Consider the following 13,541-nt stretch of genomic DNA (forward strand, 5'->3'; position numbering starts at 1 on the left):
AGGCTGCTTCAACGCCTGTTAACCGGTTTGTTTCACCAAGGACTCATGTAATGCAACGCCGCACTTTTCTTGGCCTGGGCAGCGCCCTGCTGGCCGCCGGCGCGTTCGGTGGCTGGACCCTGGTCAAGCAGGGCACACAGCCGCTGATGCTCTCCGCCCGCAACGATGCCGACGGCAATCACTACGCCGTCGGCTATTACCTGGATGGCACACAGGCCTTCGCCACCCGCGTCAACGAGCGCTGCCACGACGTGGAAGTGCATCCCAGCCTGCCTCTGGCGGTGTTCGTCGGTCGTCGACCCAGCCGTGAAAGCTACCTGATTGATCTGCGCGACGGCCGTCTGCTGCAGACCCTGGCCAGCCCGGCGCAGCGCCATTTCTATGGTCATGGCGTGTTCCATAAAGACGGCGAATTCTTCTACAGCACCGAGAACGACACCTCAGACCCTGGCCGTGGCCTGCTGGGTGTCTATCGCCTGCAGAACAACCAGTTAACGCGCGTTGCCGAACACCCCACCCACGGTATCGGTCCACACCAGTTGCTGTGGATGCCCGACGGCGAAACCCTGGCGGTGGCCAACGGCGGCATCCGCACCGAGGCCGACAGTCGCCAGATGCTCAATCTCGACAGTATGGAAGCCAGCCTGGTGTTGATGGCGCGCACCGGCGAACTGATCAGCAAGGAGCACCTTGAGCATCAGATGAACAGCGTGCGTCACATGGCCGTGGCCGGTGACGGCACCCTCGTCACCGGCCAGCAGTACGAAGGCGACCCCGAACACGCCGTGCCGCTGGTGGCCATCAAACGCCCCGGCCAGCCGTTCCAGCCCTTTCCCCTCGGCGACCTCCAGCGACAGGTGATGAACCAGTACACCGCCAGCGTCGCGATCCACGACGAACTGCGCCTGCTGGCCATCACCGCGCCGCGCGGCAACCGCTTCTATGTGTGGAACCTGGACAGCAGCGAACTGCTGCTGGACACCGTCCTGCCCGATTGCGCCGGCGTAGCCGCCAGCCGCGATGGTTTCGTGGTCAGCGCCGGCATTGGCCGCTGCCGCCACTATGATTGCCGGGGACCGAAAATCCTCACCGAACCCCTTCAGCTGCCGGCCGGGCTCTGGGACAACCATTTGCGTCTGGCCTGAATGTAGGGGCGAATTCATTCGCCGAACACCGAGCCATCCGATACTGCGAGGGGGCGAGGAACCAAGCGGCTTGAAGCTTCGGCGTTCGTCGCAGCCATTGCGTGGCTTGTAGGTTGTGCGCCAGGCGAATGAATTCGCCCCTACCGTTTGCATGCCTGATGCGTAGGTAGCCTTGGGCGCGGCAGCTCGCTGGCATCGCGCCGATACCCATCACTATCCACCGCGATACGCTCAACGCCGTCTTACGCGCTCCTACGCTGTGTGCCGCTGAAGAATTACCGCGCCTGGATTGCACCTTTGCCAACAGCGTCTAGCCTGTGACTCTTAACAGTTTTGTCAAAGCGTAAGGAAACCTTTTCATGACTGCTATTTTCACCACTGCCGAAGAGTTGATCGCCGCTGCGGGCCTGGATCTGGGCCATACCGACTGGCTGGAAATGACCCAGGAGCGCGTCAACCTGTTCGCCGAGGCGACCGGTGACCATCAGTGGATCCACACCGACCCGGTGCGCGCCGCACAGACCCCGTTTGGCGGCTGCATCGCCCATGGCTACCTGACCCAGTCACTGGCCAGCCAATTCATCATGCAGTTGCTGCGCGTCGACAACCTGCTCATGGGCGTCAATTACGGATGCGACAAGGTGCGTTTCCCGGCCCCCGTCAAGGTCGGCGCCCGCGTTCGCGGCCATGGTGTGATCCAAAAGGCCGAGCCGGTGGAGGGTAACGGCGTGCAACTCGCCGTGCGCGTCACCGTCGAGATCGAAGGCTCCGAGCGCCCCGGTTGCGTGGTCGATACCTTGAGCCGCTATATCTTCCTGCCGACTGGGCGCTAACCCTCCGCCTTTCTTGCTGCACCGACTGGGCAGCAGAAAAGAAATAAAAAACGCCACGTCGCAGGACGTGGCGTTTTGGTTTCTGAGCAGCCGTCGACTGAGCACTCTGTAGGAGCCAGCTTGGGCGATGCGTTGCAATAACGTCGCCAATCGCCAGCGAGCTGGCGCCTACACACCCTCCCAAGCCATCCGAACGGCACCCTCAACAGTAGTTCAGTGCTCTACAGCCAGCGCCACGCCCTGACCGCCGCCGATGCACAGCGTGGCCAGCCCCTTGCTGGCGTCGCGGCGAATCAGTTCATGCAGCAGGGTGACCAGAATCCGACAGCCGGAGGCGCCGATCGGGTGGCCGAGGGCAATCGCCCCGCCGTTGACGTTGACCTTGGCGGCGTCCCAGCGCAGCTCCCGGCCCACCGCCAGCGCCTGCGCGGCGAAGGCTTCGTTGGCCTCGATCAGGTCGAGTTGCTCGAGGTCCCAACCGGCCTTGAACAGCGCGCGACGGGTGGCGTCCACCGGGCCGATGCCCATGATCGCCGGGTCAACCCCCGCACTGGCGTAGCCGGCAATGCGCGCCAGCACCGGCAGGCGTAGCGCCTTGGCTTTGGCCGCGCTCATCAGCAGCACGGCGGCGGCGCCGTCGTTGAGGCTGGACGCGTTGCCGGCGGTGACGCTGCCGTCCTGCTTGAACGCCGGTTTGAGTGTGCCCAGCGACTCGGCGGTGGTACCGGCGCGCGGCTGCTCGTCGAGGACAAAAGCCAGCGGTTCGCCCTTGCGCTGGGGCACCAGAATCGGCGTGATCTCGTCGGCGAAGCGCCCGGCCTCAATGGCGGCGGCGGCTTTGTGCTGCGAGGCGGCGGCGAAGGCGTCCTGCTCCGCGCGGGACAGGCCGTATTTCTCCACCAGGTTCTCGGCGGTGATGCCCATGTGGTAGTCGTTGAAGGCGTCCCACAACCCGTCCTGGATCATGGTGTCGATAACCTTGCCATGTCCCATGCGCAGGCCGGTGCGCGCACCGGGCATGACATAGGCCGCCTGGCTCATGTTCTCCATGCCGCCGGCGATCACCACCTCGGCGTCGCCGCAGCGAATCGCCTGGGCGGCCAGTTGCACGGCCTTGAGGCCCGAGCCGCAGACCTTGTTGAGGGTCAGGGCCGGCACGCTGTGGGGCAAACCGGCCTTGATCGCCGCCTGGCGTGCGGTGTTCTGCCCGGCGCCGGCGGTGAGCACATGACCAAGGATCACGTCATTGACCTGCGCGCCCGGCACGCCGGTCTGCTCCAGCAGGCGCTGGATCACGGCGGCGCCGAGGTCAACGGCCGGCACGCTGGCCAGCGCGCCCTGAAAATTGCCAATCGCGGTGCGGGTGGCGGCAACGATGACGACGTCTTGCATGGCAATTACTCCGTTCAGTCGAAGGTCATTTCCGGAACAAACTCGGGCACGATCAGACGCCCGGCGGTTTTCTCGGCGATTTCCGCGACGCTCACGCCCGGTGCACGCTCGCGCAGGATGAAGGTACCGTTTTCGATTTCCAGATACGCCAGATCGGTGAGCACCTTGCGGATGCAGCCGGCACCGGTCAGCGGCAGCGAGCAGCGCTGCAGCAACTTGGATTCGCCGTTCTTGGAGGCGTGGGTCATGGTGACGATGATGTTGTCGGCGCCGGCCACCAGGTCCATCGCGCCGCCCATGCCCTTGACCAGCTTGCCGGGGATCATCCAGGAGGCGATGTTGCCCTCCACGTCCACTTCGAAGGCGCCCAGCACAGTCAGGTCGACGTGGCCGCCGCGGATCATGGCGAAGGATTCGGCCGAGTTGAAAATGGCGGCGCCGGGCAGCGCCGTGACGGTCTGCTTGCCAGCGTTGATCATGTCGGCGTCCAGTTCGGCTTCTGTCGGAAAGGCGCCCATGCCCAGCAGGCCGTTTTCAGACTGAAGCATCACCTCGATGCCGGCCGGCACATAGTTGGCCACCAGGGTGGGAATACCAATGCCTAGGTTCACGTAGTAACCGTCTTTCAATTCGCGCGCCACGCGCTGCGCCATCTGTTCGCGAGTCAGTGCCATGGGATTATTTCTCTTGTTAGGTAGTTGCCAGCCAGATCGGGAAACTGCGCTTAGCTGCGCAGCGTGCGCTGTTCGATGCGTTTCTCGAAGGTGCCGAGAATGACGCGATCGACATAGATGCCCGGGGTGTGGATCTGGCTGGGCTCCAGCTCGCCGGGCTCGACGATTTCCTCAACCTCGACCACGGTGATCTTGCCGGCGGTAGCGGCCAACGGGTTGAAGTTCTGTGCGGTATGGCGATACATCACGTTGCCAAAATGGTCGGCCTTCCAGCCTTTGACGATGGCGAAATCGCCGCGAATGGCGTGTTCAAGGATGTAATGACGACCGTCGATTTCACGGACTTCCTTGCCTTCGGCGACCGGCGTGCCGTAACCGGTGGCGGTGTAGAACGCCGGAATACCCGCACCGCCGGCGCGCAACTTTTCCGCCAGAGTGCCTTGGGGAGTGAGTTCGACTTCCAACTCACCGCTGAGCAGCTGCTTCTCGAACAACGCGTTTTCGCCCACATAAGAGGCGATCATCTTGCGGATCTGGCGGTCTTCCAACAGCACGCCGAGACCGAAACCGTCGACCCCGCAGTTGTTGGAAACCATAGTCAGGCCCTTGACGCCGCGACGGCGGATTTCAGCAATCAGGTTTTCAGGAATGCCACACAGGCCAAAGCCACCGGCCAGTACCGTCATGCCGTCCGTGAGCCCTGCCAGAGCCTCTTCGTAGGTGCTGACGCGTTTATCAAGTCCCGCCATGGTGTTGTACCTCTTTATTGTTTTATTTGGGTAACCGGCAGTTGCCGCCGGAAGATGCAGCCAGCTTCACCCGCAAGCATTCATTTGTTAAGTTTGTTTTTCTGATCCATTGATTTGAAAGGCAAATGAATGACCGTCAAGCAACTGCGCGCCTTTCTCGCCGTGGCCCACACCCTGAGTTTTGCCCAAGCCTGCGAACGCCTGCACCTGTCGCAGCCGGCGTTGAGCCTGGCGATCAAGAGCCTCGAAGATTCAATGGGAGGGCGCTTGCTGATCCGCAGCACCCGCAGCGTGCGCCTGACGCCTGAAGGCGAAGTCCTGCTGCCCATTGCCCGGCGCCTGCTGACCGATTGGGACAATGCCGAAGACCTGCTGCGCCAGCACTTCACGCTGCAGCGCGGCACCGTGGCGATTGCCGCCATGCCCTCATTCGCCGGCAATCTGCTGCCTGAAGCGCTCAAGGTGTTTCGCAGCCGCTACCCGAAAATCAACGTGGCGGTGCACGACCTGATCAACGAGCGCGTCGTGGAGATGGTGCGCAGCCAGCAGGTGGAACTGGGCATTGCCTTCGAGCCGGAGGCCCTGGACGGGCTGGAGTTCACCTCGTTTTACACCGACCGTTTCGTCGCCGTGGTACCTGCCGACTCGCCCTTGGCCCAGCGCGATCGGCTCGACTGGAACGAGTTGCTCGAAGAAACCTTCATTACCCTGCAACGTCCCTCTGCGGTACGTGTGCTGCTGGAGGACAGCCTGGAGGCACGGCGGCGCAAGCTGGTGGTGGGGTTTGAAAGCCATCAGTTGGCTACGGTCGGGCGCCTGGTGGCCAACGGTCTGGGCGTCAGCGCCGTGCCGTCACTCTGCATCCGCCAGATGCAGGAACTCGGCGCCCGCTGCGTGCCCTTGCACAAGCCGCAGGTTGAACGCCGCATCGGCTTGCTGCGCCTGGCCGATCACAGCCTCTCCAGCGCCGCCCAGGGGCTGTGCGATGTATTGGTGAACATGACCGATTGGCCGAGTTTGCAGTTGCTTGGGGACTAGACACGGGCTGAACGGCGCCCAGCTGTAGGGCGAACAACCGTTGTGCGTTGTCCGCCAAGCGGCTGAGTAGGATGGCGTAGAGCGCAACGATACCCTTCGCGGCACCCTGGCAGTGATGGGTATCGGGCGCGATGCCACCGGTAATCCTGAGTTCCCCTGCCCCGTCCTCAACCCATCCTAGCGCTGAGGTCACAGCAGGGTGCGCATGGTGCCCAGCATGCAAACTCTTTGTTTATGCAGAAAAAGCTTTCGCCCACCTGCTCGATCAGAGCTTCGCCGGCGCCGCATCTTCAAAACGATCCACCCGGCGCAAGCTTTTGAACGCCAACATCCAGCCGCCCGTGACGCCCAGCGTGCACAACCCACCGATCACGGCCGCCGGCACCGTGCCGAACCAGGCGGCGCTGGAACCGGCGCGGAATTCGCCCAGTTCGTTGGACGAGCCGATGAACAGCATGTTCACCGCGTTGACCCGCCCGCGCATGGCGTCCGGAGTGGAGAACTGGATCAGCGACGAGCGGATGTACATGCTCACCATGTCCGCTCCACCGGCCACGAACAGCGCCGCAAAGGACAGCCAGAACAGGCTGGACAGCGCAAACACCAGGTTCGCCACGCCAAAGATCGCCACGGCGATGAACATGGTCATGCCGACATGGCGATTGAATGGCCGGGTGCTCAGGTAAAAACCCACCATCACCTCACCAAGAGCCATGGCGCTACGCAGCGCGCCGAGGCCAGCCGGGCCGACGTTCAGCACTTCCTGTGCGTAGATCGGTAGCAACGCCACCACCCCGCCGAGCAGCACAGCGAACAGATCCAGCGAAATGGTGCCGAGGATGATCGGCCGCGAGCGGATAAAACGAATCCCGGCGGTGAACCGCTGCCAGGCCGTCGCCTCCAGCGCCTGCATTTTCTCCGCATACAGCACCGGCACCCAGCGCAGCAGCAGGATGCCGGCCAGGAAGAACAACAGACAGGCCGCATAGGTCAGCCCGCCTCCGCCCAGCGCATAAAGGCCACCACCGAACACCGGCCCGGCAATGGTCGAGCCGCGCACGATCATGCTGTTGGCGGCAATCGCTGCGGCCAATTTATCCCGCGGTACGATCTGCGGCAGCAAACTGGACAGCGCCGGCCCGGTAAACGCGCGGGCGCAGCCGTAGAACACCAGCACGATATAAATGCCGGTAACCGCCCCGCCACTCAGCGACAGCCACAACAATGCCGCCGCACACACAGCTTCCAGCCCCCAGCTGAGGCTCAGGATGCGCTTGCGGTCGTAGCGGTCGATCAAATCGCCCGCCGGCATCAGCAGCAGCAACATGGGAATGAACTGCGCCAGACCGACATAGGCCAGCGACAGCGGATCGCGGGTCATGTCGTACACCTGCCAAGCCACCACCACGGCAAGAATCTGCACGGCGAACATGGCCAGCACACGACTGATCAGAAAGGGCAGGAAACCGGGTTGGCGGTAGACGGAAGCAGGTAAAGCAGAAACGTCGGGAGTAGACACGGCAAACATCCAAGAACAATGCGCCTCGGCATTCAGGTGCGAACCGTGCCGGGCCGAAAGCGGGCCAATTTACTGGAGTGGCCTGGCAACAGGCAACGGAGGCTGCAGAACTTTACAGCGCCGGCTTGCCCGGCAGTGTAGCTGTGGCCCTGCCCGCCAACCTGCCCCGGATTACTTTTTTACACAGACAAATAATGCATTTCCCGAAGCCTGCCCCCAAGGCGTTATCTTTTCATAGTCATGCTCGAACACATGAACATCAAAATAAGGCCGCAACAGCTCGTGGAGTTCAGCAAAACTCAACGCCACCATGGGATGTTCGTCCTGCCATGCCTGCGTCACCTCGCCGGTGGTCTTTTCAATACTGAGCTGCAATGACTGTTTTTCACCAGAGCCGCGGTAATTCCAGCCAGAGCTGAAAACAAAGCGACTCCCCTGGTGCTCGACGGCATGCCTTGCCCTGGTGCCGTTATCGATCTTGGTCTTGTCAACCGAGTTGAAGCAGAAGACCCCGCTTTCGCTGAGCGCGCCATGAACACTGGCAATGCATTCCTTGAGCTTGGGAATTCCACTGTTGTAATGAATGGAATACAAAAAGCAGGTGATCAGATCGAAGGGCTCATCAACGCCGAAGTCGCACATATCCTGCAGCGTGAAATGTGCTTCCGGACAGCGAAGCTTGGCAAGATCCAGCATGGGCTGATTGATATCCAGCCCACTGCTGCTGTAGCCACTGTCGATAAAGTGCCGAATATGAGGCCCGGTACCGCATGCCAGGTCGAGATGGCGCGTCCCTGCATTACCGAATATCTGATGCAGCCTGTGTGCACTGTTACTTTGCGCGTGGTAATTGATGCCCTCACACATCAAATCGTAATAGCCCGATAGATCGGTATATAAAGCGTTGAATGACATAGCCACCTAATAATTAACGAGCATATTCGTAGCCGGGGTCAGACAAGCCTTCTCAGGCTACCGCCCCACAACCTCCGGAATGACACGGGCAAAGGCGCCTCGGGCCAGGTACGAAGCGTGCCGAGCCAAAAGCGCGCCAATCTACTGGAACCGCTGGGCATCCGGCAAACGAAGGGCAGAAACTTCAAATCGCGACCAATGTCCAGTGTGAAGGGTTCGGACCTGTTTGCCTCTGTCCTGAAGCATCCGGGTGAAGAGCCGCATGGAGTTGGACGTGACAGTGAGTCGGGATTGATGCGTGGCAGTGAGCAGTCATCTGCTGCGGGGAGTGAAGCAATACCCTTTCACCCATGACCTGCATAGGCACCCCCATGACTTTACAGCCCAACCCCTTTCATTCGGCCCTGCTGGCGGCCGGTCTGCTGCTCAGCCTCGGCGCGAATGCCGACTCCGCACTGGAGCAGCAAGTGCGTAAGGATGCCGCCGCGATTGAGTCGCAACTGATTGAGTGGCGCCGGGACATTCACCAGCACCCGGAACTGGGCGAACAGGAAACCCGCACTGCCAAACTGGTCGCCGACCATCTCACCCGCCTGGGCATGGAAGTTAGAAGCAACATTGCCCGCACCGGGGTCGTCGGCATTCTCAAAGGAGGCAAACCCGGGCGCACGGTAGCGCTGCGCGCCGACATGGATGCCCTGCCCGTTAAGGAGCCATCAGGCTTGCCCTTCGCCTCCAAGGCTCGAGGCGACTACCACGGCACCGAGGTGGATGTGATGCATGCCTGCGGTCACGATGCGCACACAGCCATGCTGATGGCGACTGCCGAAGTGCTCAGCGGCATGAAGGATCAACTCGAAGGCACGGTCATGTTCATCTTCCAGCCCGCCGAGGAAGGCTCCAGCCTGGTTCTGCCGGGGCCGGATGCCAGCTGGGGGGCCAAAAAGATGCTGGAAGAGGGCCTGTTCAAGTCGCTCAAGCCCGATGCGATTTTCGCTGTGCACGTGATGCCAGGACCGTCGGGACAGATCAGTTGGCGCAGCGGGGCAACCACCGCTGCCAGTGACATGCTCAACATCGGCGTTACCGGCAGCCAGGGCCATGGCGGCATGCCTTGGAATACCATTGACCCCATCGTCACCTCGGCGCAGATCATCAACGGAATACAAACCGTCGTCAGCCGCAGGGCCAACCTGACTCGATCCGCCGTGGTCATCACCATCGGCACGATCCACGGCGGCAGCGGGCCGAATATCGTTCCGGAAACGGTGGAAATGACCGGCACCATCCGCACCTATGACGAGGGTGTCCGCGCTCAGGTCGGCCAGGATATAAAACTCAGCACAGAGAAAATCGCCGAAAGCGCCGGCGCAACGGCAGACGTTTCGGTGGAGCCCATGTACAGCACCACCATCAATGATGCCACGCTGACCGAACGGATGGCCCCGGTGCTGGAACGCGTCGCCGATGGCAAAGTGGCCACCGCCGACCTACCGGGCGCTGCCGAAGACTTCTCCTTCTTCGCCCAGGAGGTGCCCGGCCTGTACATGTTTCTCGGTATTACCCCGGATGGCCAGGACCCGGCCACTGCCGCGCCCAACCACAACCCCGAATTTTTCGTGGATGAAAAGGCACTGGTGGTGGGGACCCGAGCCATGGCCACGCTGGTGGTGGATTACCTTTCGAACGAAGACTGATAGCAGCTTCTACGCGACGGTGCCGCATCGCTCGATACGCCTGTAGGGGGATGTCGCTTTTTACATCCACCACAACGCCGCTGCGGTGGACAGGTGAAGCGTTGTCCACCCTACTGGACTGAGCGAGCATGCCCACCAGCGGCTTAATCAGCCTACTTCCTTTAGGTAGCACTGCCCGCAGTCAAGGCTCCATAACTCGTCATCAAGTTCCGATAATCCGGAATGTGATTGGAAAACAACGTGGCCAGGCCCTCAACATCGTTGCGCCAGTCGCGATGCAGCTCACAGGCCAATCCGAACCAGGTCATCAGCTGCGCGCCAGCAACGGACATGCGGTTCCACGCCGAATGGCGAGTAAGTTCGTTGAAGGTGCCGGAGGCATCGGTGACGACGAACACCTCAAAACCTTCCTCAATGGCCGACAGGGCCGGGAACGCCACGCACACCTCGGTGACCACGCCGGCAATGATCAGCTGCCTTTTGCCGGTCGCCTTCACCGCCGCAACGAATTCCTCGTTGTCCCAGGCGTTGATCTGGCCAGGGCGGGCAATATAGGGCGCCTCGGGGAACTGCGCCTTGAGCTCGGGTACCAACGGGCCGTTGGGGCCGTTCTCGAAACTGGTGGTGAGAATGGTGGGCAGGTTGAAGTATTTGGCCAGATCGCCCAGGGCCAGCACGTTGTTCTTGAACCTGTCTGGCTCGATATCGCGCACCAGCGACAGAAGACCGGCCTGATGGTCGACCAGCAGCACGGCGGCCTGATTTTTGTCGAGGCGTTTGTAGGGAATCGTCATGATCATCTCCTGGGCATGGGTGGAGGCTAGCCATTAAAAGCCGCGGTGGGCTTCGGCCTGCCATGGCAGATTGATTGAAGCCCATATCCAGGCACAGAGTTCAGCGTCCTTCAGACTGAAGGACCGAAGGCATGACAAAACACAAAGACTTGAGGCTTCTACGCGAAAAACCGGCCATGAGAGCCGAACCCTCATGCCTCAGAGGCTAATCGGGCCTTGCTTGAATTCACCCTGCAACAGGTTTTCGACGGTGTTGCCCATGCCATCCTGTGCAGTGAGGTCAGCGCCCTTTTCACGCAGCGCGTCGAGAATTTCCGTGCGCTAAAACAGCGCCGCGTACATGGCTGGCGTCTGGTCGGCATTGTTGCGCTGGTTCGGGCTGCACTCGCTCACCAGCAGGCGGACCGCAGCCTTTGCCAGACGGTGTATTGCGGATTGCGCGCCTCTTTCTCAGTTCTTCGTGAATTCAGTCGGGCTCTGCTGCAAAGCCCGTCACTCCTTCTTGTCGCCAAGGTCATGAATGTCCCCGGCATCCTTTGGCACCGCGGACTGCTGGTCCTTGGGCAGAATCGATGGTGTAAGTACCGAGGGGGTCGCGGTCTCCGAGGAGAACGTGAGAAACGCGAGATGCGCCTCGTACCGCTCGAGCACGTCATCAATCACCTGTTGCTTGGTGAGGCCCATCAGGTCATAGCCGCCCGAGCCGGTCTGGGTGAACACCTCGAGCCGGTAGTAGACATCGGTCTCACGGGACATCCGGCCGCTGAACATCGGCACCGGCGCCTCGACAATGGCGACCTGGTAGTGGAAGTCGCGAAAGGTATCCATGGACACCCGCAGCAGCGGCTCTTCAATGCCGTTCGCGTTGGTCATGGTGTCTCGCACCACATCGTAACCCTGGTTGCGGAACTCGGCGGCAACGTCGTCCAGCGCCGGTCGCACCGTGCGGTTTAGGAATTGGGTAACCTGCCGCAGCGACGGGAACGCTCGCAGTTGTTCGAGTCGCTGCTTCCACGACCGTTCTGGAACATGGCCGCCAATCGGGGCCATGGTCGGCCGGCGCAGCACTTGCCCCTCGCGCTCGGCCCGTTCCATGCGCAGCACCTTGTAGAAAGAGGCCATCACCAGGTAGGCAATGATGGTCACCGGCAACGCGAAGATCAGCGTCGCGTACTCCATCGTCGTCACACCACCGGCGAGCAGCATCGCTACGGTAAGCACCGCGGTGAGCACGGCCCAGAAGATGCGCAGCCACTTCGGCCCGTCGTGGGACGGATCCGGGATCGAGGCCGAGAAGTTCGACATCACCATGGCCCCCGAATTGGCGCTAGTGAGGTAGAACAGCAGCCCCGAGAGCGTCGCCAGTCCGATCAGGAACATCGCCCCCGGGAACATCCCCAGTAGCGCGTACCAGCCGCGCTCCGGGCTCTCGACCGCCAGCTCGGCGAACGTCATGTTGCCCTGCAGCACTTGGAACAAGGCCGAATTGCCGAACAGTGAAACGATAATGAAGTCGCACAGCACCGGGGCGGTGATTGCCGCAATCACAAACTCGCGCAGCGTGCGCCCGCGTGAAATACGCGCCAGGAAAACCCCCACGAACGGCCCCCACGCAAGCCAGAAGGCCCAGAAGAACAGCGTCCAGCCGCCCATCCACTGGGCGCCGCCTGGCTCGTAGGCGAAGGTCTGCAACGTGCGGGCGGGGAACGTCAGCAGAAAGCGACCAATGTTCTCGGTGAGCGCATTCAGCAGGAACGCCGTCTGCCCGGTGAAGAGGATGTAGACCATCATCGCCACGGCGCTCCACAGGTTCAGCTCGGAGATCCAGCGAATGCCACGGTCGACACCCGACGTGGTGGCCGCAATGGTCAAAACCACCGCACCAATGACCAGTGCAATCTGCAACGCAAGGCCATGTTGCAGGCCGAAGAGCACGGAAAAGCCCACGCTCAGCAAGACAACACCAATACCCATCGAGGTGGCGACGCCGAACACGGTACCCACCAGCGCGATAATGTTGATGCCATCGCCCAAGGGGCCGCGCACGCGCTTGCCGAGCAGCGGGTAGAGCGCCGCGCGGATCGACAGCGGCATGCCCCAGCGGTAAGCGAAGTAGCCCATCGCCATGCCGAGCAGAGCATACATCGACCACCCCGCGATGCCGTAGTGAAACATCGTCCAAACCACCGCATCCTGCATCGCAGCGGCTGTGCTGCCCTCGCCGGCGGGTGGGTAAAGGTACTGCACGACAGGGCCGGTGACCGAGTAGAACAGCATGTCGATTCCCACACCCGCGGCAAACAGCATCGCGACCCAGGTGGTGAGCTGGTATTGCGGGCGCGAGTGGTCCGGACCGAGCCGCACGTTGCCTTCCTTGGAAAGCGCGACCCACAGCACGAAACCGATAACCAGTGTCATCGTCACCACGTAGTACCAACCCAGGGTCGTCGCGATCCAGTCGACGGTCGCCTTCATCGTCGTGCGCGCGTCATCAGGCATGAGGATGGCCCAGATCGAGAAGGCCAGAATCACCACCGACGAGATCAGCAGAACCTGCCAATTGGTGCGCGAGGTGCGGTGCTCAAGCAGTTCCTGGGGGCCCTTGCTGAGGTCACTGCGTGAGACCGGTGTGTCGTCCTCGTCCGGTCGCTCGTGCCGACGTGGCGTACCGCCGAATTTGCTGCGCTCAAGCGGCGGATGCGGCTTTGCGGCTTGCGCGCTCGGAGCCTGCTGGCTCGGCGGAGTGGGTTCGGGGCGTTCGTCGTCGGGAGGATCGATCGGCATG

Annotated in this window: 11 protein-coding genes and 1 pseudogene; 4 read left to right on the top strand and 8 right to left on the bottom strand. The window is 61.8% G+C overall.

Going from position 1 to position 13,541, the window contains the following annotated elements:
* The first annotated feature begins 50 nt into the window (after positions 1-50).
* Positions 51-1,145: a DUF1513 domain-containing protein gene (locus H9642_RS14030; protein ID WP_251837078.1), complete on the top strand. Its 1,095-nt coding sequence runs from the start codon at positions 51-53 to the stop codon at positions 1,143-1,145.
* Positions 1,146-1,504: 359 nt separating this feature from the next.
* Positions 1,505-1,978, top strand: coding sequence for a MaoC family dehydratase (locus H9642_RS14035; protein ID WP_251837079.1), 474 nt, complete (start codon positions 1,505-1,507; stop codon positions 1,976-1,978).
* A gap of 213 nt (positions 1,979-2,191) precedes the next feature.
* Here the strand turns inward: H9642_RS14035 and H9642_RS14040 are convergent, their stop codons facing one another.
* The 3 genes from H9642_RS14040 to H9642_RS14050 are packed head-to-tail and all read right to left on the bottom strand — an operon-like array spanning position 2,192 to position 4,793.
* Complete coding sequence (locus tag H9642_RS14040; protein WP_251837080.1) at positions 2,192-3,370, bottom strand: acetyl-CoA C-acetyltransferase; 1,179 nt, start codon at positions 3,368-3,370, stop codon at positions 2,192-2,194.
* A 14-nt stretch (positions 3,371-3,384) separates the two neighbouring features.
* The gene (locus H9642_RS14045) at positions 3,385-4,044 is read right to left on the bottom strand and encodes a CoA transferase subunit B (RefSeq protein WP_251837081.1); all 660 of its coding nucleotides are present in this window, start codon (positions 4,042-4,044) and stop codon (positions 3,385-3,387) included.
* Positions 4,045-4,094: 50 nt separating this feature from the next.
* Complete coding sequence (locus tag H9642_RS14050) at positions 4,095-4,793, bottom strand: CoA transferase subunit A (protein ID WP_251837082.1); 699 nt, start codon at positions 4,791-4,793, stop codon at positions 4,095-4,097.
* A 129-nt stretch (positions 4,794-4,922) separates the two neighbouring features.
* Between H9642_RS14050 and H9642_RS14055 the strand changes: the two genes are divergently transcribed.
* Positions 4,923-5,831, top strand: a complete 909-nt coding sequence (locus H9642_RS14055) for a LysR family transcriptional regulator (protein WP_251837083.1) — start codon at positions 4,923-4,925, stop codon at positions 5,829-5,831.
* Between the two features lie 265 nt (positions 5,832-6,096).
* On the opposite strand, the gene H9642_RS14060 is transcribed toward H9642_RS14055, so the two are convergent.
* Positions 6,097-7,350 (bottom strand): MFS transporter, encoded by a 1,254-nt coding sequence (locus H9642_RS14060; protein ID WP_251837084.1) that lies wholly within the window; start codon positions 7,348-7,350, stop codon positions 6,097-6,099.
* Between the two features lie 171 nt (positions 7,351-7,521).
* On the bottom strand, positions 7,522-8,265 hold the full coding sequence (locus H9642_RS14065) for a class I SAM-dependent DNA methyltransferase (protein WP_251837085.1): 744 nt from the start codon (positions 8,263-8,265) through the stop codon (positions 7,522-7,524).
* 371 nt (positions 8,266-8,636) lie between these two features.
* Between H9642_RS14065 and H9642_RS14070 the strand changes: the two genes are divergently transcribed.
* Positions 8,637-9,962: an amidohydrolase gene (locus H9642_RS14070; protein WP_251837086.1), complete on the top strand. Its 1,326-nt coding sequence runs from the start codon at positions 8,637-8,639 to the stop codon at positions 9,960-9,962.
* 161 nt (positions 9,963-10,123) lie between these two features.
* On the opposite strand, the gene ycaC is transcribed toward H9642_RS14070, so the two are convergent.
* From ycaC to betT, 3 genes and pseudogenes are all read right to left on the bottom strand, one after another.
* Positions 10,124-10,756: an isochorismate family cysteine hydrolase YcaC gene (gene ycaC, locus H9642_RS14075; RefSeq protein ID WP_251837087.1), complete on the bottom strand. Its 633-nt coding sequence runs from the start codon at positions 10,754-10,756 to the stop codon at positions 10,124-10,126.
* Between the two features lie 198 nt (positions 10,757-10,954).
* Positions 10,955-11,134 (bottom strand): annotated as a pseudogene (locus H9642_RS14080) (ankyrin repeat domain-containing protein); the annotation flags it as partial.
* 114 nt (positions 11,135-11,248) lie between these two features.
* Positions 11,249-13,540, bottom strand: coding sequence for a choline BCCT transporter BetT (gene betT / locus H9642_RS14085; protein ID WP_251837088.1), 2,292 nt, complete (start codon positions 13,538-13,540; stop codon positions 11,249-11,251).
* Position 13,541: the final 1 nt, after the last annotated feature.

Origin of the sequence: Serpens gallinarum (genome assembly GCF_014836765.1) — a bacterium.
In the GTDB taxonomy this organism is placed as follows: Bacteria; Pseudomonadota; Gammaproteobacteria; order Pseudomonadales; family Pseudomonadaceae; genus Serpens; species Serpens gallinarum.

Coding starts and splice junctions, on each gene's coding strand:
- H9642_RS14040 (WP_251837080.1), bottom strand. CDS start 3,370: ATGCAAGACGTCGTCATCGTTGCCGCCACCCGCACCGCGATTGGCAAT.
- H9642_RS14055 (WP_251837083.1), top strand. CDS start 4,923: ATGACCGTCAAGCAACTGCGCGCCTTTCTCGCCGTGGCCCACACCCTG.
- H9642_RS14050 (WP_251837082.1), bottom strand. CDS start 4,793: ATGGCGGGACTTGATAAACGCGTCAGCACCTACGAAGAGGCTCTGGCA.
- betT (WP_251837088.1), bottom strand. CDS start 13,540: ATGCCGATCGATCCTCCCGACGACGAACGCCCCGAACCCACTCCGCCG.
- H9642_RS14070 (WP_251837086.1), top strand. CDS start 8,637: ATGACTTTACAGCCCAACCCCTTTCATTCGGCCCTGCTGGCGGCCGGT.
- H9642_RS14045 (WP_251837081.1), bottom strand. CDS start 4,044: ATGGCACTGACTCGCGAACAGATGGCGCAGCGCGTGGCGCGCGAATTG.
- H9642_RS14035 (WP_251837079.1), top strand. CDS start 1,505: ATGACTGCTATTTTCACCACTGCCGAAGAGTTGATCGCCGCTGCGGGC.
- ycaC (WP_251837087.1), bottom strand. CDS start 10,756: ATGACGATTCCCTACAAACGCCTCGACAAAAATCAGGCCGCCGTGCTG.
- H9642_RS14065 (WP_251837085.1), bottom strand. CDS start 8,265: ATGTCATTCAACGCTTTATATACCGATCTATCGGGCTATTACGATTTG.
- H9642_RS14030 (WP_251837078.1), top strand. CDS start 51: ATGCAACGCCGCACTTTTCTTGGCCTGGGCAGCGCCCTGCTGGCCGCC.